16 protein-coding genes are annotated in these 18,306 nt (G+C 65.0%); 8 read left to right on the top strand and 8 right to left on the bottom strand.

Annotation, left to right across the window (positions count from 1 at the left end; translation table 11 throughout):
• Positions 1–121 precede the first annotated feature (121 nt).
• From ABD658_RS06620 to ABD658_RS06600, 5 genes are all read left to right on the top strand, one after another.
• Positions 122–1,204 (top strand): ABC transporter ATP-binding protein, encoded by a 1,083-nt coding sequence (locus ABD658_RS06620; RefSeq protein ID WP_344744129.1) that lies wholly within the window; start codon positions 122–124, stop codon positions 1,202–1,204.
• Complete coding sequence (locus tag ABD658_RS06615) at positions 1,201–2,916, top strand: ABC transporter permease (protein WP_344683949.1); 1,716 nt, start codon at positions 1,201–1,203, stop codon at positions 2,914–2,916. Before ABD658_RS06620 ends, ABD658_RS06615 begins: the two co-directional genes overlap by 4 nt.
• Before the next feature lie 112 nt (positions 2,917–3,028).
• Entirely contained in the window at positions 3,029–4,015 is a 987-nt protein-coding gene (locus ABD658_RS06610) for an extracellular solute-binding protein (protein ID WP_344744127.1), read from the top strand.
• Between the two features lie 94 nt (positions 4,016–4,109).
• Positions 4,110–4,889: an inositol monophosphatase family protein gene (locus tag ABD658_RS06605; protein WP_344683954.1), complete on the top strand. Its 780-nt coding sequence runs from the start codon at positions 4,110–4,112 to the stop codon at positions 4,887–4,889.
• Positions 4,890–4,966: 77 nt separating this feature from the next.
• Complete coding sequence (locus tag ABD658_RS06600) at positions 4,967–5,755, top strand: GntR family transcriptional regulator (protein ID WP_344683955.1); 789 nt, start codon at positions 4,967–4,969, stop codon at positions 5,753–5,755.
• On the opposite strand, the gene ABD658_RS06595 is transcribed toward ABD658_RS06600, so the two are convergent.
• The 7 genes from ABD658_RS06595 to ABD658_RS06565 all read right to left on the bottom strand — a co-directional run bounded on the left by ABD658_RS06595 (position 5,749) and on the right by ABD658_RS06565 (position 13,045).
• Positions 5,749–7,284, bottom strand: coding sequence for an FAD-dependent oxidoreductase (locus tag ABD658_RS06595; protein ID WP_344683956.1), 1,536 nt, complete (start codon positions 7,282–7,284; stop codon positions 5,749–5,751). The genes ABD658_RS06600 and ABD658_RS06595 overlap by 7 nt on opposite strands.
• Positions 7,281–7,559, bottom strand: coding sequence for a (2Fe-2S)-binding protein (locus ABD658_RS06590; protein WP_344683958.1), 279 nt, complete (start codon positions 7,557–7,559; stop codon positions 7,281–7,283). Before ABD658_RS06590 ends, ABD658_RS06595 begins: the two co-directional genes overlap by 4 nt.
• 4 nt (positions 7,560–7,563) lie before the next feature.
• Positions 7,564–8,730 (bottom strand): NAD(P)/FAD-dependent oxidoreductase, encoded by a 1,167-nt coding sequence (locus ABD658_RS06585; protein WP_344683960.1) that lies wholly within the window; start codon positions 8,728–8,730, stop codon positions 7,564–7,566.
• Positions 8,727–9,467: a GntR family transcriptional regulator gene (locus ABD658_RS06580; RefSeq protein WP_344683962.1), complete on the bottom strand. Its 741-nt coding sequence runs from the start codon at positions 9,465–9,467 to the stop codon at positions 8,727–8,729. Before ABD658_RS06580 ends, ABD658_RS06585 begins: the two co-directional genes overlap by 4 nt.
• Positions 9,464–10,465, bottom strand: a complete 1,002-nt coding sequence (locus ABD658_RS06575; protein ID WP_344683964.1) for a proline racemase family protein — start codon at positions 10,463–10,465, stop codon at positions 9,464–9,466. The genes ABD658_RS06580 and ABD658_RS06575 overlap by 4 nt, the downstream gene beginning before the upstream one ends.
• 99 nt (positions 10,466–10,564) lie before the next feature.
• Positions 10,565–11,467, bottom strand: coding sequence for a dihydrodipicolinate synthase family protein (locus tag ABD658_RS06570; RefSeq protein WP_344683966.1), 903 nt, complete (start codon positions 11,465–11,467; stop codon positions 10,565–10,567).
• Positions 11,468–11,578: 111 nt separating this feature from the next.
• Positions 11,579–13,045: an alanine/glycine:cation symporter family protein gene (locus ABD658_RS06565; protein WP_344683968.1), complete on the bottom strand. Its 1,467-nt coding sequence runs from the start codon at positions 13,043–13,045 to the stop codon at positions 11,579–11,581.
• Positions 13,046–13,416: 371 nt separating this feature from the next.
• Here ABD658_RS06565 and ABD658_RS06560 point away from each other — a divergent pair, with 371 nt between their 5' ends.
• Genes ABD658_RS06560 through ABD658_RS06550 form a run of 3 tightly spaced genes read left to right on the top strand, consistent with a single transcriptional unit; the run spans position 13,417 to position 17,016 of the window.
• Positions 13,417–15,015: an aldehyde dehydrogenase (NADP(+)) gene (locus tag ABD658_RS06560; RefSeq protein ID WP_344683970.1), complete on the top strand. Its 1,599-nt coding sequence runs from the start codon at positions 13,417–13,419 to the stop codon at positions 15,013–15,015.
• A gap of 1 nt (position 15,016) precedes the next feature.
• Positions 15,017–16,036 (top strand): proline racemase family protein, encoded by a 1,020-nt coding sequence (locus ABD658_RS06555; protein WP_344683972.1) that lies wholly within the window; start codon positions 15,017–15,019, stop codon positions 16,034–16,036.
• A gap of 35 nt (positions 16,037–16,071) precedes the next feature.
• Positions 16,072–17,016, top strand: a complete 945-nt coding sequence (locus ABD658_RS06550) for an ornithine cyclodeaminase family protein (protein ID WP_344683975.1) — start codon at positions 16,072–16,074, stop codon at positions 17,014–17,016.
• A 15-nt stretch (positions 17,017–17,031) separates the two neighbouring features.
• Here the strand turns inward: ABD658_RS06550 and ABD658_RS06545 are convergent, their stop codons facing one another.
• Entirely contained in the window at positions 17,032–18,207 is a 1,176-nt protein-coding gene (locus tag ABD658_RS06545) for a glutamate--cysteine ligase (RefSeq protein WP_344683977.1), read from the bottom strand.
• Between the last annotated feature and the right edge of the window lie 99 nt (positions 18,208–18,306).

The raw sequence follows: 18,306 nt of genomic DNA, 5'->3' as shown, positions 1-18,306 counted from the left end.
GACCGGATCTGACCGTGAAGTCTCCACCATTCCGACCAGACTTGTATTTACAAGTCAACTCGAGGCTGTTACGTTGGTCACAGTTCAGGAATCACAGCACCCGCGCGGGGAGGGGCATCACATGACGGCCATTCATCTGGATCAGCTCACGGTGAAGTATGGGGACACACGGGTCATCGAAGGTATGGATCTGACGATCCACGACGGGGAGTTCTTCACATTGCTCGGTCCGTCCGGCTGTGGGAAGACCACCCTGTTGCGTACCATCGCTGGTTTCATCTCACCTGCCGGTGGGATGATCGCCTTCGACGATCGAGACGTCACGAATGTCCCGACCTATCGGCGCAACATCGGCATGGTCTTCCAGGACTACGCACTGTTTCCCGACAAGACGGTCACCACCAACGTCGCCTATGGGCTCAAGGCCCGGGGGGTCGAGAAGACCCGCATCCCCGGCCTCGTCGACGATGCCCTTGAGCAGGTCGGCATGGCGGGCTATGGGAATCGACTGCCAGGGGCGCTGTCGGGAGGCCAGCGCCAGCGAGTCAGCCTGGCCCGGGCTCTGGTCATCCGCCCCAGTGTGCTGCTGATGGACGAGCCACTGTCGAACCTGGACGCCAAACTGCGTGTCCAGATTCGGGAATCGATCTCAGATCTGCAACGGGAACTGGGGATCACGACGGTCTTCGTGACGCATGATCAGGAAGAGGCTCTGGCGATGTCGGATCGGATCGCACTGTTCCGCTCCGGCCGGATCGAGCAGCTCGGAACGCCCGACGAGATGTACCGGGAGCCTCTCTCCACGTACGCGGCAGATTTCATCGGAGCGGCCAACGTCCTCCCGGTGACCGTCCCGGACGACGCGCTGCGCGAATCTGGTGACCAGGTCACGGTGATGCTCGGAGAGCATCCCCTGCGCGGGAGACGGCAGACAGAGTTGGCGCCCGGCGACGCGTACGCGATCGTGAGACCAGAGCACGTGAGGCTCTCAGCGGCGGGGGCGCCTTTGGACCCGCTCACGTCCCCGGTGCTCGGTGAAGTCGTCAGGCGGCAGTTCCTCGGACGCGTGCAGAAGCACAGCGTGAAGCTGGCGTCCGGCGGGCACGTCGAGACGTTCGAGCCGTCCGCGAGCCCGGGATTCACCTCGGGCGATGAAGTGCAGGTGCTCTTTCCCGCGGCTGACACCTTGGTGATGGCCTCATGAGTGCAGTCCAGACCCTCACGAGCTCGGGGCCTGAGACCCGGGCCTTCCGCATCACCCAGGAGAAGCGCCGGAGGCAGTTCTCTCCCTGGGTGATACTCACGGCACTGGCCTTCGGACTCTTGGCCCTGTTCCTCGGCTGGCCGATCGCCAGCATCTTCCTCCGCTCCTTTCTCAGCAGCGATGCTGGACTCCTGGCCGGCTGGGAGACCTTCTTCTCCGAACCGGTGTATCTGCGCACTGTCGGCAACACGCTCCTGTTGGCCACGATCGTGACTCTGATCGCCACCTGTCTTGGGGTGTTCCTCGCCTATTTCACGGCCCGCCATTCCTTCTGGCTGAAATCTGCTGTGGCCGTCCTGCCGCTCACGGCGATCCTGGTGCCTGAGGTCATCGTCACGCAGGCGTGGCTGATGTTCCTGGGCAACAACGGTTTCCTCACACGGTTCCTGAGGGACGCAATCGGCGTCGAGCCCCCGTCTCTGTATGGCTGGCCGGGACTGATCCTGATCCTGCCGCTGCTCTATTACACCTATGTGTATCTGGGCACGCTGGCGGCGTTCCAAGGATTCGACTCCCAGCTGGAGGAGGCCGCGATGAGTTTGGGTTCGCCTCCTCTGGTGGCGCGACTCAAAGTGACCATCCCGGTCATCTTCCCCGCTGTGGCGGCGACGTCGTTGCTGGTATTCACTCTGACGCTCGGAAACTTCGCAACGTCGACGATCATCGGGGGGCAGGTCGATCTGCTGGCTCCGATGATCTACCGAGTGTTCCTCGCGGAGACCGGAGGGGATCCGATGATGCAGTCGACCCTGGCCACCGTCTCCATCGCCATTGTCGCCACAGTCCTCTTCATCCAGCGCCTGACCGTGGGTCGCAAGAAGTACGACATGGTGCAGGGGCGCGCCTGGACTCCCATCTCGCTGCGGGGGTTCGACGGAATGATCCAATCCGCGATCGCCGGAGCGATCCTCATCGCCTCCACGCTGCCGCTGATGATGGTGGTCGTCATCGCCTTCACCGCGAGCAGCGGACCAGTCCTGCGCTGGGGCGAATTCTCTCTGGACAACGTCACCACCGTGCTCGCCCGGGAGCCGCAGCCGATCTTCAACACCATGATGTTCGGAGGGCTGGCCTGCCTGATCGCCGTGCTGGTCAGCGTCGTCGTCTCCGTGGTCATCGTGAAGAAGAAGAACTTCCTCACGCCATACCTGGACTACATCGTCATGTTGCCTCTGGCCATGTCGGGGACGGTGCTCGGCATCGGCATGATGACGGCGTTCGGGACCGGAAGCGGTCCCCTGAGCCTCGGTGGCACTGCTGCGATCATCGTGCTGGTCTTCGTGATCCGCCGACTGCCTCACGGCATTCGCAGCGCCTCGGCGACCCTCCACGCGATCCCGGACTCCCTGGAAGATGCCTCGATCAGCCTAGGGGTCAGTCCCTTCCGCTCCTTCATCAATGTCGTCCTGCCGCTGATGCTGCCGGGAATCGCCGCTGCCACGGTGCTGACCTGGACCACGATCATCGCCGAGCTGTCAGCGTCGCTGGTGGTCTATTCGGCCGGCAAGGAGACCATCACGATCAAGGTCTTCCAGCTCATGGGGACGGGGCTGAACGGGCAGGCGGCGGCCTACGGGCTCATCCTCGTGCTGCTCGCGGTCATCCCGCCCATCGTCGCCACGAAAGTGTTCAAGATCAGGCTGTTCGCCTGAGCCCTGGGGCGACGAAGGGAGACCAAGGCCTGTCCATGATCTGCCCTGTCCACCCTATCCCTGCCCGAAGCAGGCCCCGCACGGCCCTGCAGTCACGAAAGGTCCTCACCTCATGCAGTCACATCGCATCATCCCGCTCATCGGCGGTCTCTCCGTCGCTGCCCTTGCCATCACCGGCTGTGGCGGTGGAGAAGGAGAAGCCACCGCAGTCCTCTACACCTCGAACAACGAGACGACTGTCGGAGTCGTCGTCGATGCAGCATCTGGGCTCGACGATCCATTGTCAGTGGACGTCGTGACCGGAAGTTCCGGTCCGCTGCTCGAGCGGATCCAAGCGGAGGCTCCAAACAGCGCGGCAGATGTCTTCTACAGTGCCCCGGCAGTCGTGCTGGAGCGATACGCCGAGCACATCGAGCCGTATCGGTCTCCCGAGACCGAAGCGATTCCGGAGGAGCTGGTGGATCCGGATGAGCGTTGGGTGGCGACGAATGCCCACGTGGTCGCGTTCATGATCAACGTCGACCAGATCGCGGGAGGAGAAGCTCCGCGGACCTGGGAGGAACTCGCTGACCCTGACTGGGAGGGGCAGATCGTCGTCGCTGACCCGGGCCAGTCCACCACGGCCCTCACGGCCCTCTATGGGGCCTACAAAGTGCTGGGGGAGGACACATTCCTCGATCTCGCCGAGAACCTCGATGTGACGGAGAATTCGGGCAACATCTATCCCGCCGTCGCCCAGGGGGAGTACGCGGTCTCGATCGGCTATGAATCCAACATCTACCCCTATGTCGCAGGTGGACAAGCCGGTGTCGAGATGGTGTACCCCGAGGACGGCACGTTCGTCGAGCACGACTCCATGATGCTCGTCAAGGACGGGCCCAATCCAGAGGCGGGGCAGAGGCTCATCGACGTCGTTCTCGCTCGTGAGACCCAGGAGCAGAACCTCCTCGAATCCTTCCGGAGGCCGGTTCGCGACGACATCGACCCCAGTGAGTTGGTTGACTTCGAACGACTTGAAGATCTCACCATCGTGGACATCCATGGCGAGGAGGACGAAGCCGGACGTGACGATTTCCTGGACCTGTGGGAGAACCTGTGAGGGACACTCGCGTCACCGCATCCGCCTCAGGGGAAGCCCTCTCGACGACTGACAAGGACACCGCTGCATGCACCTGAATGAGACTGTCCGACCTATGGCGGAGCATCCCCAGGTGGAGGAGTTCGTCTCCTTCATCTCCGAGCTGGCCGACGCAGCGAGAGGATGCCTGGTGGAGCGGCACGAAGGAAGTCGATTCGAGACCAAGGCTGACCAGAGTCCCGTCACCGAATTCGATCGGCGCGTCGAGATGACGCTTCGTGGAATGATCGCCGACCGATATCCGGATCACGGGATCATCGGGGAGGAGTTCCCGGCGCACGAGCCGGGCGCGGAGTTTGTATGGGTCATGGATCCCATCGACGGCACCAAGCCGTTCGTGGCCGGTGTTCCCGTGTTCACCACGTTGATCGCCCTGTGCCATGCAGGTTCCCCGGTGATCGGGGTCATCGACGCCTCCGTCCCTCAGGATCGCTGGCTCGGCGTCCAAGGCCGCCCGACGACGCTCAACGGCACAGAGGTGAGGACCAGCGGCAGGGAACAGCTTGATGGCGCGACGCTGTCCTGGAGCCAACCGGACCAGGTGCTCGATGAGCACCGTGATGCCGTGGACGCTCTCAATGAGCGTGTGGCATGGCGCGTCTATGGGGCTGCGTCCTACGGATTCGGGAGACTCGCCGCAGGGGCCATCGACATCAGCGCCTACAGCGGAGGATTCGGAACTTATGACGTCTGTGCCTTGGTGCCCATCATCGAGGGCGCAGGAGGTGTCATCACCGATGGGCACGGCGGACCGATCACCACGACCGATCCAGTGGCGTGCATCGCCGCAGCCACGCCGGAGCTCCACAGCCAGGTACTGCAGCTGTTCAACTGACGGAATCGAGTCGCTCGCATCGGGGAGTCCGCCCCGGTGCGAGCGACTCTGTCTATACAGGTTGTAATGTGAAAGACATGACCAGTGCCGAGCCGCTCCATCAGCAGGTCTACGCTGCCATGGTCGAGAGGATCCGGTCCGGCCATTGGAGGGAAGGGGAACAGGTCCCCAGCGAACAGACGCTCGTGGAGGAGTTCGGCACTTCTCGGGGTCCTGTTCGGCAGGCGCTGGCCCGTCTGCGCGCTGAAGGTCTTCTGATCGGGGGGAGAGGCGCCCCGCCTCGAGTGCAGAAGGTCGTCCCCTCACAGCCCTTCGACACCTACATCTCGTTCACGGAATGGGCAGAAAGTCTTGGTCGCGATCTCACACAGGTGACGATCGAAGTCGCGCGCAGAGGAGCAGGCGCCGTCATCGCAGAGAAGCTTGAAGTTCCTGAAGGCAGCTTCGTGATCGAGGTCGTGCGCGTGAGAAGTCTCGACGGAGAGCCGGTGATGGTCGAACGGGGGGCGTATCCCTACGATGTGGGTCGTCATCTCCTCACTGCAGATCTCGATGAGAACAGCATCTATCGGATCCTCCGGGAGCAGGACATCTGTCCCGTCCGAGCGAGGAACGTGATCGACGCGGTGGCGGCGGATGCGCAACAGGGCGAATGGCTGCGAGTGGAAGCAGGCAGCCCCCTGCTGAGAGTCCGGAGGCAGTCGTTCGACGGGCGCGGTCGACCCGTGGATTTCGCGGAGAACTTCTACCTTCCCAGCCATGCGACGTTCGCAGTGGAGAACACCCGGGCTCAGACACCGGGGCTGAGCCGCGTCACCATCGACGCTCCGAGCAGTGATCGTGCTTCGTCACACGCGTCTCACTGAAGACGACGAGGCTCCTGTCCCTGAGAGTCGTCAGGAGTTGGAGGCAATGCTGCGATGTCTCGGAGACGCATTGGCGCAGAGCTGGGTCTGTGAGCTGCGCTGCGAGCGGCGCGATGACCATGTTCGTCTGCTTCTGGGCCTCCGGTGTCGGTGCGGGACGATGACAAGCATTGCGCGGCGGCGCCACACATCCGTCCCTGGCACCATCCCATCCCCACGCGGGTCACACCCTTGAGCCCGCGCGGCTCGTCGGTCCGCAGCTGGTCTGCCGCATCCCTGACCTTCGCGAACGGCACCTCCTCGCATCGACAGATCAGAGTCTCTTCCTCCAGCCAGTCTGTCCATCCAGCCGGCAGTCGGTGGGCCCGGTGCATCGCAGCGGCGAACCTCCGATGGTTGGCCAGTTGGACCCGGTCCCGCACCAGTGCCGCACGGGCCACACCCGACGCGGGACGGGAACAGCCTTCAAGATGGTGAACAGCGCTGATGCCGGCGATGCGGCCTTCCAAAACGGCTGCGACGGCGCCGGCTACTCCGGTGATCTCACCGGCAAGAGCCAATCCCGGAACATTGGAGCGCTGCTCGGCGTCCACAATGCCCACCAGGGAGCCGTCGGCATCGATCCGAGTGGCGGCGCCTGATTGGACCAGCAGCTCTGCCTGGGGTGTGAATCCCCAGCTGAGTCCGACCATGTCGATCCCCTCGACATGGCGCTCACTGCCGGAGTGCGGCCTGCCATCCTGGAGGCGGGCCACAGTGACCGCCTCAGCGCGTGTGTCACCGTGGATGGCGGTGACTACGGCGCGGCGCAGGTAGGGAACGCGATGCCGCGCCAGCACAGTGAGGTATTCGGCGCCTTCGGCCGCCTTGGAAGGGACCAGCAGGCCGGCGGTGCCCCCTGCAGAGCGGGTGCCCAGGTCAGGCAACCACCCCGTGAGGTCGGAGGATTCCACGACGGCGGCGACGTCTGCACCAGCGTGCAGCAGGCTGGCCGCAGCGGCCAGAAGAAACGGTCCGGTGCCGGCGACCACCGCTCGCTGCCCGGGAGCCTGTCCGTGAGTCTTGATGAACGCCTGGATGCCCCCGGCTGCCATCACTCCGGGTAAGGTCCATCCGGGGACGGGCAGCTGCCGGTCAAATGTCCCGGGTGCCAGGACAACCTGCTGCGCTCGCAGCTGCCGCAGGTTGGCCGATGCGCCGGCGGGCTGCAGCTCGGGGACCTTCTGGAGGGTCAGAGTGAGCGGCTCTCCCGGTTGCAGGGCCAGTACCTGGTGGCCGGGCAGGTGCTCCAGTCGGCCGGTCCGGATCTGTCGCTGTGCGGCAGAGACAAGCCGTTGGAACCGGGACCATCCATGGTGCCAGCGGCCGGGGGTCGCGTCGTTCTCCGGGTCGGCATGGCGCCAGTACTGGCCTCCGGTGCGCGGCCCCGCATCCACCAAGAGCACATGGCCGCCGTGCTCGGCCGCGGCGACGGCCGCCGCGAGTCCGGCGGGCCCTGCACCGATCACAACGATCTGCTGCTCGTTCACGGGGAGACTCCGTTCTGAGTGGTGACGCTCATGCCCTCGGTCACTGGGACCAGGCATGCCCGCTGGTTGGGCGATTCGTCCACGGTGACCAGGCAGTCGAAGCAGGACCCGATGCCGCAGAAGAGCCCCCGCGGAGAACCGCCCCCGCGTGTAGTCCGCCAGGTGAGCTGGTCTGCCGTCAGTATGAGCGCCGCGGCCACGCTGTGGCCCGCCGGTACGGTCAGGGGAGCGGCGTCCACTGTGATGCTGACTGTGTGGGGATCGTTGTGGGGCATGAGTTCACCTCGTGGGCAATGGGCCGAACCGGTCCGGAGCGAAGGGTTTCAGGTCGAGGTCTGGGGCAGCGCCTGTGATTGCCTGGGCCAAGAGGCGGCCGGTTCCGACGCTGAGCCCGATTCCGGCGCCTTCGTGACCGCAGGCGTGCCAGAGTCCGGGGGCGCGGGGGTCCGGGCCGATCACCGGCACGTGGTCGGGACTGTAGGGGCGGAACCCGAAATAGTGGCGCAGAATGCTGACATCGGAGAGGAAGGGGAACAATGCCGCGGCGTTGGTGGCGATCTGGCTCAGAGCGTCAGGGCTGGGGGTGTGATCGAATCCGACACGTTCTCGAGATGAGCCCAGCAGAATGCTTCCGGCGGGGGTACTCTCGACGACAGGCGAAGACTGGAGACCCTGGTCGGATGAACCGACGTTGTCGATGTATTCTGCGGCATACACCTTGTGGAAGATCCTGGCCGGCAACGGCTCAGTGACCAGTACGTAGCCGCGGCGAGGCTGGATGGGCACGTGCACGCCGGCTGCGGCCGCCAGCTGGGCGGCCCAGGGGCCGGCGGCATTGATGATGACGTCGGCGGTCAAGTCTCCGGCGGGGGTGCGCACTCCCGTGATGGTTTCGCCCCGGCGGAGGAAACCGGTGACCTCGGTCTCGGCTTGCACGGCAGCTCCGCGCTCGCGCGCCATGCGCAGCAGATGGGCCACCAGGAGCATGGGCATGACCTGGCAGTCGTCGGGGTAGTAGGCGGCGCCCACCGCCTGTGGGGCGATATACGGTTCGAGCTCTCGGAGGTGGTCGGTGTCGATCTCCTCGACGGAGATGCCGTGTTCGCGCTGTGCCTGCAGGGCCCGTTGTAAAGAGGACATGGAGGACTCATGGGAGGCAACGATGATGCCGCCCTTGTTCTCAAATTCCCAGAGCGCAGCGAACTCGGACAGCTCCCCACGCCAGAGGTTCAGTGAGTAGTTGGCAAGGTCAAGTTCCGGGCCGTGCTCCTTGTCGGAGACCAGCAGGTTGCCTTCGCAGCGAGAAGACGTGCCTCCGCCGACCTGGCCCCGGTCGACCACTCGCACTCGAAGGCCGGCCACGGTGCAGTAGTAGGCGATAGCTGCACCCACCGCGCCGGCGCCGATGATGAGCACATCGCTGCCGGTGTCCCGGGCATGATTCATGGAAGCTCGCCATCTGCCGAACGGACGGTCGGGATCAGCAGGGGAGTGATCTCGATGGTGTTCCCGGTTTCGGCGCCTTCGGCCCAGAGTGCGGAGGCGTGGCCGATGTGGCGCAGGGTCACCTGATAAGCGCCCTCGGCGTCGCCGGCTTTCATGCAGTCCAGGAGCTCTACGTGCTCTTGGGCGGAATCCGTCAACGTGCCCTGGTCCACCAGCGTGCGCAGGGCCTTGAGGCGCGTCTGGCCGCGCAGGCGGGTGCACAGTCGTGTGAGTCGTTCGTTGCCGGTGTGCTGAAGGATCGCGGCGTGGAAGGCTCGGTCCTCCGCCAGATAGGTGCGCAGGTCTCCTTCCTCTGCGGCCGCGGTGATCTGCTCGGCCTTGCGGTAGAGGGCGGGAAACTCGTGATCGGGGATGTGCCCGACCACCGCGCGGGTGGCGGGAGCTTCGAGCAGCTGCCGCACGGTGGTGATCTCCCGCAGATCCGAGGGCGTCATCTCAGTGATCCGGAAGCCCTTGTTCTTGACGGGAATCACCAGCCCCTCGTTGGTCAGATCCATCATGGCCTCGCGCACCGGAGTGGCGGAGACCCCCAGAGGTTCGGCCAAGGCTGGGGCCGAGTAGAGCTTGCCCTCTTCCAGATCGCCGACGATGATCGCTGTGCGCAGAGCTTCGGTGACGGTGCTGCGGAGGCTCTGGAGCTGGTGGATGCTGGACAGGGGGATCTGCTGATCGCTCATAGTTCAAAGCCTTCCGGATACGGGTCAGTGGGGTCCAGGAAGTATTGTGCCGTGCCCGTGATCCACGCTCGCCCCGTGACAGTCGGCACGACGGCCGCTCGCCCACCGATCTGAGTGGTCTGAGTCAGCCGACCGATGAACCGTGATCCGATGAAGGATTCGTTGATGAAGTCGGAGCCCAGTCCGAGCTCCCCCCTGGCGTACAGCTGCGCCATGCGCGCGCTGGTGCCGGTGCCGCAGGGGGAGCGGTCGAACCACCCGGGGTGGATGGCCATCGCATGGCGGGAGTGTCGCGCGGTGGATCCAGGCGCCTGCAGGTAGACGTGGTGGCAACCTCGGATGTCGTCCCTTGTGGGATGGACTGGTTCGTCGGCCGAGTTGATGGCGGCCATGATGTCCAGGCCTGCTGCCAGCAGACGGTCCTTGTGTGCCCGGTCGAACTCGATCCCCAGCTTGTCCACTTCGACGATCGCGTAGAAGTTGCCCCCGAAGGCCAGATCGTAGGTGACGTCTCCGAGGCCGGGAACGCAGACGGTGTCGTCCTGGCGGAGCAGGAAGGAAGGGACGTTGGTGATGGTCACCGACTCCGCTCGACCGTCTGCCACTGCGACCTCGGCGACGACCAGCCCGGCGGGAGTGTCCAGACGGACGGTGGTGACAGGTTCGGTCACTTCCACCATGCCGGTCTCGACCAACACCGTGCAGACTCCGATCGTTCCATGACCGCACATGGGCAGGAGTCCTGAGACTTCGATGAAGAGAACTCCCCAATCGGCGTCATCCCGCGTCGGGGGTTGAAGGATCGCGCCGCTCATGGCGGAGTGCCCCCGAGGCTCTCGCATCAACAGGCGCCTCAAGCTGTCCCGGTTGTCGCGGAACCAGATGCGCCTCTCCGCCATGGTGCTGCCCGGGATCGGCGGAGCACCGCCGGTGACCACGCGCGTAGGCATGCCCTCGGTATGGGAGTCCACTGCATGATAGACGTGTGAGGTCCTCACCTGCGCTGCCCCGCCTCTCCCGGGCCGAACTGGGCCCAATGGACTGTGGTGATCTGTGACATTGTAGTCAGCTTGACGACCGGTGGAACGTGTGACGACTCAGTTGTACCCCTTGGCCAGCGCCGCTTCGGTGTCGGCGGTGATCGCCTGCACGGCAGCAGAGGACAGGGGGCCCCGTGGAGGACGGCATACCCCACCCTTGCGCCCGGCGATGTCCATGGAGAGCTTGATGGCCTGGACGAACTCCGTCTTGGAGTCCCACCGCATCAACGAATGCAGATCGGTGTAGATCTTCTTGGCTCGAGCGAGGTCCTCGGTGTTTCCGCTGGTGGAGAGCCGGTACAGCTCCACGCTGGCCCGTGGAATGGCGTTGGGATAGCCCGAGACCCAACCGACAGCACCGGCGATGCCCATCTCCAGGACGGTGTCGTCGGTGCCGATGATCAGGTCCATCTCGGGTGCGAGCTCCTTGATCTCATAGGCCCGGCGCACGTCCCCGGTGAACTCTTTGACACCGACCATGTTGCCCTCGTCATGGATGCGGGCGATCAGTTGCGGGGTCAGGTCAACTTTGGTGTCGATGGGATTGTTGTAGCCCACGATGGGCAGGCCTGCTCGGCCTACTCGGCGGTAGTGTTCGACGACTTCCTCATCGTTGGCGCGGAAGCTGTTGGGGGGAAGGAGCATCACGCAGTCCGCCCCGGCCTCCGCTGCCTGGTCAGCCCACTTCTGGGACTGTAGAGAGCCGTAAGCCCCCACTCCGGCCATCACCGTGAACCCTTCGGGGGAAGCTTCGCGAGCAGTGGTGATCACACGGGCCCGCTCGTCATCGGAGAGGGTCTGGTACTCGCCGAGCGAACCATTGGGTGCGACGCCGTCGCATCCGTTCTCGGCCAGCCAGCGCACGTGGTCAGCGAAACTGTCGAAGTCCACGGAGTGGTCGTCGTTGAACGGCAGTGCCGTGGCGACGATGACGCCGTGCCAGGGTTTGCGCTCGGTCATGAGGTGCTCCTTCGGTGAGTCTGAGGTGACGTGTGACGGTGTCCGTCTCACTTCATCCTCCGATCGTTCGTGAGAAATGTCAACTGTGACATTGCACTATGGGTGGTTGATTCAGGCGGGGTCAAGTCCCCGGCTCTCCTCCGCATTGACGGCGAAGGCTTCCTCAGGGGTGTCCCAGTGGTGCGCACCGGCAATGCCGAGCTGGTTCGGGTGGAAGCAGGGGTCGACGCCGCTCCGGCACTGCGCGTCGTAGTCGCGGGTGACTTTGAAGACGATGGGGCTCAGTGCGAGCAGTACCAGCATGTTGATCCACCCCAGCAGGCCGTAGCCGACGTCGCCCAGCCCCCACATCGCCTCAGCTGAGGCTACGGATCCGAGAAAGGTGATGGCCAGAAAACCGGCCCTCAGCATCCATTCGGGGGCGCCGCCTGAGCGGCGCCGGATGTATGCCAGATTGGTGTCCGCGATGTAGTAGAAAGCGATCAACGCAGTGAAGGCGAAGAAGAAGAGGGCGATGGCGACGAAACTGGGCCCCAGGTCTGGAAGTAGCTCATCGACGGCAAGCTGGGTGTAGGCCACGCCAGCTTCTATGCCCGGCGCGTGCTCAACGATGGTTGCTCCGCGGTGCTCGACGTTGAATGACTCGGTGATCAGGATCATGACGCCGGTGGCGGTGCAGACGACCACGGTGTCGATGAACACCGAGAAGGCCTGCACGAGTCCCTGTTTAGCGGGGTGAGAGACGGCTGCAGCGGCGGAACCGAACGTGCCCTCTCCGACTCCAGCCACGTTGGAGAATACGGCTCGGCGCACGCCCCACGCCACGGCGGCCCCGGCCATGCCGGCGAAGACCTGGTCAGCGCCGAATGCCGCCCCCAGTATCATCTGAATGGTGGGAACCAGCTGGCCCAGGTTCGCGCCGATGATGACGGTTGCCATCAGGATGTATCCGACGGCCATGATTGGGACCATGACCTGTGCGGTCCGGACGATTCGGCGTGTTCCGCCGATGATTGTGAAGGCCAAGAGTCCAGTCAGCAGCAGCGCGGTCGCCCAGACCGGAACATCGAAGGCGACTTCCATGCTGGCGGCAATGTTGTTGGACTGTACGCCGGGGAACATGAGTCCGTATCCGAGCAGATAGAGGACAGCGAGTCCGACGGCCAGCCAGCGCATCCTGAGTCCGAACTCCACGTAGAACGGGGCGCCGCCGCGCAGCTCGCCGTCGATGCGGCGCTTGTACACCTGCGAGAGGACGGTCTCGGCGAATGAGCTGCTCGCTCCCACCAGTGCGGTGACGATCATCCAGAACAATGCGCCCGGTCCGCCTGCCATCAAGGCGGTTGCCACGCCAGCGATGTTTCCTACGCCGATGCGACTAGACAGCGTCAACAGCAGGGCTTGGAAGGATGAGATGCCACCGTCCTGGTTCTTCTTGGCGGTGATCTGGCGGAGCATGTCGCCGATGCGGCGAAACTGTACGGCGCCGGTGATCACGGTGAAGAAGGCACCGACCGCCAGTGCGAAGTATGCCATCGGGTTCCATATCCAATCGTTGATGGTGTTGATGAGATCCACTGAACATCTCTCCTTTGCGCGGGTCTGGGGATTCGTTGCGGGATGGCTCCTCATGGCGTTGAACGGCGGCTCGGCGTCCAGAGTGATCCATTCGGGAAGGCTGTGGCGTGCGGTTCGAGTCGGGTGCAGTGTGCTGGCAGGTCTGGGGCGGCGACAGCACGCATCATGAGGATCCCTACGCAATATACAATTTCACATGTGACGTTAGTGATTAGGCAATGCGGGTGGTCGTCCTGTCAAGGGGTCGGGGCTCACGCCTGCATCTCGTGCCTGCGGCCTCCTGGGCCTTACGCGAATGCCGTGTGATATGTACAATTGCAGCAATGTGGACGATGCTCACCGATACCACTCAGAACCGGAGGTCTTGGACTATGAACGGCCCCGATACCGTCCTGCACTCACTCATCGCGGGCGCCCCGCTGCCTGGAGAGGCCGAGCAGATCCGCGCGACGGATCCCGCCCTCGGCCGGCCCACGGGCCCTCACTTCACTGCCCTGACCCCAGACCAGGGCTCGCTAGCAGTGGAGGCCGCGCAGCAGGCCTTCGGTCCATATAGGAGAGTGAGTCCCGCAGCCCGTGCCGGATTCCTTCGTGGGATCGCCGAAGGACTGGAAGGCCACGCGGAGCAGATCGTTGCGGCGGCGAAGACGGAGACGGGTCTGCCGCAGACTCGGTTGACCGGGGAGTTGGCCCGCACCGCGAATCAGCTGAGACTCTTCTCCGAGGTCGTCACGGAGGGCACGCATCACGGAGTGCGGATCGAACATGCCCTGCCGCAACGGACGCCGCTGCCTCGACCAGACATCCGTCAGCGTCGGGTCCCCGTGGGGCCAGTGCTGGTCTTTGGGGCGTCCAACTTCCCGCTGGCCTTCTCCGTCGCCGGAGGCGATACGGCCTCAGCGCTGGCGGCCGGGGCGCCCGTGGTGTTCAAGGCCCATAACGCCCACCCGCTGACCAGCTACCTGGTAGGCCTGGTGATCACGGAGGCAGCGGCTCTTCATCACTTGCCGGCTGGGGTGTTCTCCCTGGTGTATGGCCGAGGAGCTGACATCGGCCAAGCTTTGATAAGGCATCCGGGAATCCGGGCGGTGGGGTTCACCGGTTCCCGCAGCGGAGGTACGGCACTGATGGCTGCTGCCGCGGCTCGCCCGTGTCCGATCCCCGTCTTTGCGGAGATGAGTTCTGTCAACCCGATCATTCTGCTGAACTCCGCACTCACCGAGGACCCTGCAGGCTTGGCGCAGGGGTTCGTCACTTCCCTCACCGGTTCATCCGGTCAGCTGTGTACCGCTCCGGGACTGCTGTTCGTCCCTTCCGGCGAGGCTGGGGACGCTTTCCTGCAGGAGGTGGCAGAACGACTGGGCGGTGTCGCAGGTACCACCATGCTGACTCCCGGAATCTGTGCCTCGCGTGTGGAGAGGGAGCAGGCCTTGGCTCAAGTGGAGGGGGTGCGGCCGGTGGGTCGCGGTCAGGACGGGCTTACGGAGAACGCGCCCGCTCCGGCAGTCTACGCAACAGACGCCGACACGTATCTGTGTACTCCGCAGCTCTCTGAGGAGATCTTCGGGTCAGTATGCCTGGTCGTCCGATGGGACCGACCGGATCAGCTGCGCCAGGTTGTCGACGAGCTGGAGGGTCAGCTCACGGCCTCACTGCACTTCGCCGAGAACGGAGGCGAGGATGTCGCGCTGGCCAGTGACTTGGTGGGACGCCTGGAAGAAGTCGTCGGGAGGATCCTTGTCGGTGGCTGGCCCACGGGTGTCGACGTCGGTGACGCCATAGTGCACGGTGGGCCGTTCCCCGCCACCTCGGATGGGCGGTCGACGTCGGTCGGGGCCACGGCCATCGAACGGTGGCTGCGTCCTGTCGCATATCAGGACGTGCCCGACTGGCTTCAGCCGGTAGAGGTGCGGGACGGCAACCCGCTGGGAATCCGTGCCCGACGCGTGGACGGCAGAACAGGGCGATGAGATGAAGGCCGTGCGCGCGGTGGACTATCACACGGCGGGCGAGCCGTTCCGCATCGTCGAGCGGCCCCCGGTGGCGCTTCCCGGCGGCACAGTGGCCGAACGCCGGGCGAACGCTGTCGAAGACAACGCCGCGCGAGAGCTGCGCGAGCTCCTGTGCTTCGAACCTCGCGGTCATGCTGACATGTATGGCGGATTCATCGTCCCGCCAGATGATGAGGGAGCGGATCTCGGCGTGCTGTTCTGGCACAAGGACGGCTTCTCCACCGCATGTGGGCACGGCGCGATCGCGCTGGGCGTGTGGGCCCTCGACTCTGGAACGGTGTCTCCCGACCCATCCAGCACGACGGATGTCGTCATCGATGTTCCCTCCGGGCGGGTCACCGCCCGGGTCACAACAACGCCCGAGGGTCGACCCCTCGCCGTCGATTTCATCAACGTGCCCAGCTACGTGCTCCACTGCGAAGTGGCTGTCGAGACCTCGCGAGGGCGGGTGCTGGTCGACGTGGCGTATGGGGGAGCCCTCTACGCCCATCTGCCGGCCTCGTCGGTCGGACTGTCGGTCACCACAGAGCACTATCACTCGTTGATCGACATCGGACGCGAGATCAAGTGGGCGCTCACCGACTCGCCGTGGGCCCGTCACCCCGCCGATGATCGACTCAGCGGCATCTACGGGACCATCCTGTACGACGACCTCGGCATTGACCGGTCCACCGGCTCCGTGCATCAGAGGAACATCACCGTTTTCGCCGACGGAGAGGTGGATCGCTCGCCATGCGGGTCCGGCACCGGTTCACGAGTGGCCGCACTGGCAGCCGACGGTACGCTCCACCCCGGACAGGTTCTTCTGCACGACTCCATCGTCGGCACCCGCTTCTACGCACAGTGGCAGGAGTGTGTCACGGTGGATGGACAGGACGCCGTGATCCCGCAGGTGAACGGAATGGCTTTCCGTACGGGACGACACCTCTTCGAGCATGATCCGGCCGACCCGCTCGGCCGCGGTTTCGTCCTGCGTTGATCCCCCATACCATCGCTGCCGAGGAGGACCTCGCCATGCTTCAGACCCTGAAGGATCTCCCTCTCATCTCCGCGGAGGAAGTCCGGCGCCAGATCACCCCGGACCGCGCGCGTGAGCTGATCGAAGGAGCATTGGTGGATGGGTACGACCCCGCGGGGGATCCGGCACGACAGCACGTGGAAGCCGGCTCGGGCCATCTGCTGCTGATGCCCTCGGCCGTGGGACGTTGGGTCGGGGTGAAAGTCGCTTCGGTGGCGCCAGACAACCCCCGGCAGGGGTTGCCACGGATTCAAGCAGTCTATGTGCTGATGGACGCCGAGACCCTCACGCCGAGGGCCCTGGTGGACGGCGCCGGCCTGACCTCACTGCGTACGCCAGCGACCACAGCGGTGGCCTGCGACCGGCTGGCAGACCCCGAGGCCTCTCACCTCGTGGTCTTCGGCAGCGGCCCTCAGGCGATGGAGCATGTGGAGGCCGTGGCACGGATTCGGCAGATTCGGTCCGTCAAGCTGATCGGCCGGAACGAGGGACGAGCCCGTGTCGCTTTGGATCAGCTCAGCGAGCGGGGGCACAGGGCCACCGCAGGACGCCCGAAGGACGTCGCCGAGGCAGACATCGTCGTGTGCGCTACATCTTCGGCAGATCCGGTCGTCGAGAATTCATGGATTCGTGCTGGCGCTTTCGTCGCCGCTGTGGGCTCGCACCAGCCGACCCGACGGGAGTTGCCAGGTCAGTTGCTCAGCCGCTCGCTGGTGACCGTCGAGGACCGAGAGACCGCATTCCGAGAGGCGGGCGACATTGTGCTGGCCCATTGCGAAGGTCTGCTCCCACGAGAGGGGGAGAACCTCTGGGACCTGGCCGCCGTTGTCCGTGGGGAGGTGACTCGTCGGCAGGACTGTCCGAACATCTTCAAAGGGACAGGGATGTCCTGGCAGGACCTCGCGGTCGTCGCAGGTCTCGACCTGGAAGCCCGCCGGTGACCGGCTCCCCGCCCCTCAGACGGTCCGGCCCCCGTTGATGGACATCCGGGTGCGGGCGGAGGAGTCCAGCACGATCTGCCGCAGGTCGCCGTCGTGGTTCTCCGCGACCCTGCGCTGCCGCTGGTAGCCGGGGCCCTCGCGCATCATGTCCTCGACCAGGGCGAGCTCGTCGGCGCAGCCGAGACGCTTCGCCACCGGTTCGAGCCGTTCGAGCTCGCGGGAGAGGTGGTCGGTCACCAGCTCCTCGTCGCCGTCGGCGTTGAGAATGATGATGGCGTCCATCCCGTAGCGGGCGGCCCGCCACTTGTTCTCCTGGGTGAACCACGGCGGCATGGTGGAGATCTTCTCCCCGTCCTCGATCCGCTCCACCAGGGAATGCACCAGGCACTGGGTCAGGGCCGCGATCCCGGCGATCTCCTCCAGAGTGGCCAGGCCGTCGCAGATGCGCATCTCCACGGTGCCGAACCGCGGCACGGCGCGGACGTCCCAGCGGACCTCGGTGACGTCGTCGATGACCCCGGTGTGGGCCAGGTCCCCGACGCAGTGCTCGAAGCCGGACCAGTCCTCGAACTGGAACGGCAGCCCGGCGGTGGGCAGCTGTTGGAACATCAGCGCCCGCTGGGACGCGTAGCCGGTGTCCTCCCCGGACCAGTACGGCGACGACGCCGACAACGCCTGGAAGTGCGGGTAGAAGTTGAGCAGGCCGTCCACCACAGGCATGGCCTGCCGGCGATCGTCCAGCCCCACGTGCACGTGGACCCCGTAGATCACCATCTGGCGGCCCCACCACTGGGTGCGGCGGATCAGCTCCGCGTACCGCTCCTTGTCGGTGACCGGCTGCTCGGTGGGCGGGGCGAAGGGATGGGATCCCTGGGAGTAGAGCTCCACATCGAGCGGGTCGCAGTGGCGCAGCACCTGCTGGGCGGTCTCCCGCAGGGAGCCGACCCCTTCGGCCACGTCGTCGCACACCTCGGTGATGATCTCCACCGTGTTGGTGAGCAGCTCCCGCTTCACATACGGGTGCTCCTCGTCCTCATGGGGCTCGACGCCTGGGTTTCGGGCGTCGTCCAGGCAGGCGGTGAGCACATGCTCCGCCACGGAGCGCAGATCCCCGGAGGACCTGTCCACCAGGGCGAGCTCCCATTCAAGGCCGAGGGTCGAGCGCTCCGAGGGAGCGAAGGGCAGGTCCATGGGGGCTCCTCAGCTGGGACGACAGGCGGGGAGCTTCAGGATACCGGGGACAGGGCGCCCCTCCGCCTTCGGTGAGGCGACCTTCGCGCGTCTCGCGGC

It is taken from the genome of Nesterenkonia aethiopica, assembly GCF_039534665.1.
Taxonomy (GTDB): domain Bacteria; phylum Actinomycetota; class Actinomycetes; order Actinomycetales; family Micrococcaceae; genus Nesterenkonia; species Nesterenkonia aethiopica.
The sequence above is the reverse complement of the archived record's forward strand: the minus strand, read 5'-3'. Positions and strand labels throughout refer to the sequence as shown.

Excerpts from the sequence above, each read along its gene's own strand:
- ABD658_RS06620 (WP_344744129.1), top strand. The coding sequence starts at position 122 with ATGACGGCCATTCATCTGGATCAGCTCACGGTGAAGTATGGGGACACA.
- ABD658_RS06615 (WP_344683949.1), top strand. The coding sequence starts at position 1,201 with ATGAGTGCAGTCCAGACCCTCACGAGCTCGGGGCCTGAGACCCGGGCC.
- ABD658_RS06610 (WP_344744127.1), top strand. The coding sequence starts at position 3,029 with ATGCAGTCACATCGCATCATCCCGCTCATCGGCGGTCTCTCCGTCGCT.
- ABD658_RS06605 (WP_344683954.1), top strand. The coding sequence starts at position 4,110 with ATGGCGGAGCATCCCCAGGTGGAGGAGTTCGTCTCCTTCATCTCCGAG.
- ABD658_RS06600 (WP_344683955.1), top strand. The coding sequence starts at position 4,967 with ATGACCAGTGCCGAGCCGCTCCATCAGCAGGTCTACGCTGCCATGGTC.
- ABD658_RS06590 (WP_344683958.1), bottom strand. The coding sequence starts at position 7,559 with ATGCCCCACAACGATCCCCACACAGTCAGCATCACAGTGGACGCCGCT.
- ABD658_RS06585 (WP_344683960.1), bottom strand. The coding sequence starts at position 8,730 with ATGAATCATGCCCGGGACACCGGCAGCGATGTGCTCATCATCGGCGCC.
- ABD658_RS06580 (WP_344683962.1), bottom strand. The coding sequence starts at position 9,467 with ATGAGCGATCAGCAGATCCCCCTGTCCAGCATCCACCAGCTCCAGAGC.
- ABD658_RS06570 (WP_344683966.1), bottom strand. The coding sequence starts at position 11,467 with ATGACCGAGCGCAAACCCTGGCACGGCGTCATCGTCGCCACGGCACTG.
- ABD658_RS06560 (WP_344683970.1), top strand. The coding sequence starts at position 13,417 with ATGAACGGCCCCGATACCGTCCTGCACTCACTCATCGCGGGCGCCCCG.
- ABD658_RS06555 (WP_344683972.1), top strand. The coding sequence starts at position 15,017 with ATGAAGGCCGTGCGCGCGGTGGACTATCACACGGCGGGCGAGCCGTTC.
- ABD658_RS06550 (WP_344683975.1), top strand. The coding sequence starts at position 16,072 with ATGCTTCAGACCCTGAAGGATCTCCCTCTCATCTCCGCGGAGGAAGTC.
- ABD658_RS06545 (WP_344683977.1), bottom strand. The coding sequence starts at position 18,207 with ATGGACCTGCCCTTCGCTCCCTCGGAGCGCTCGACCCTCGGCCTTGAA.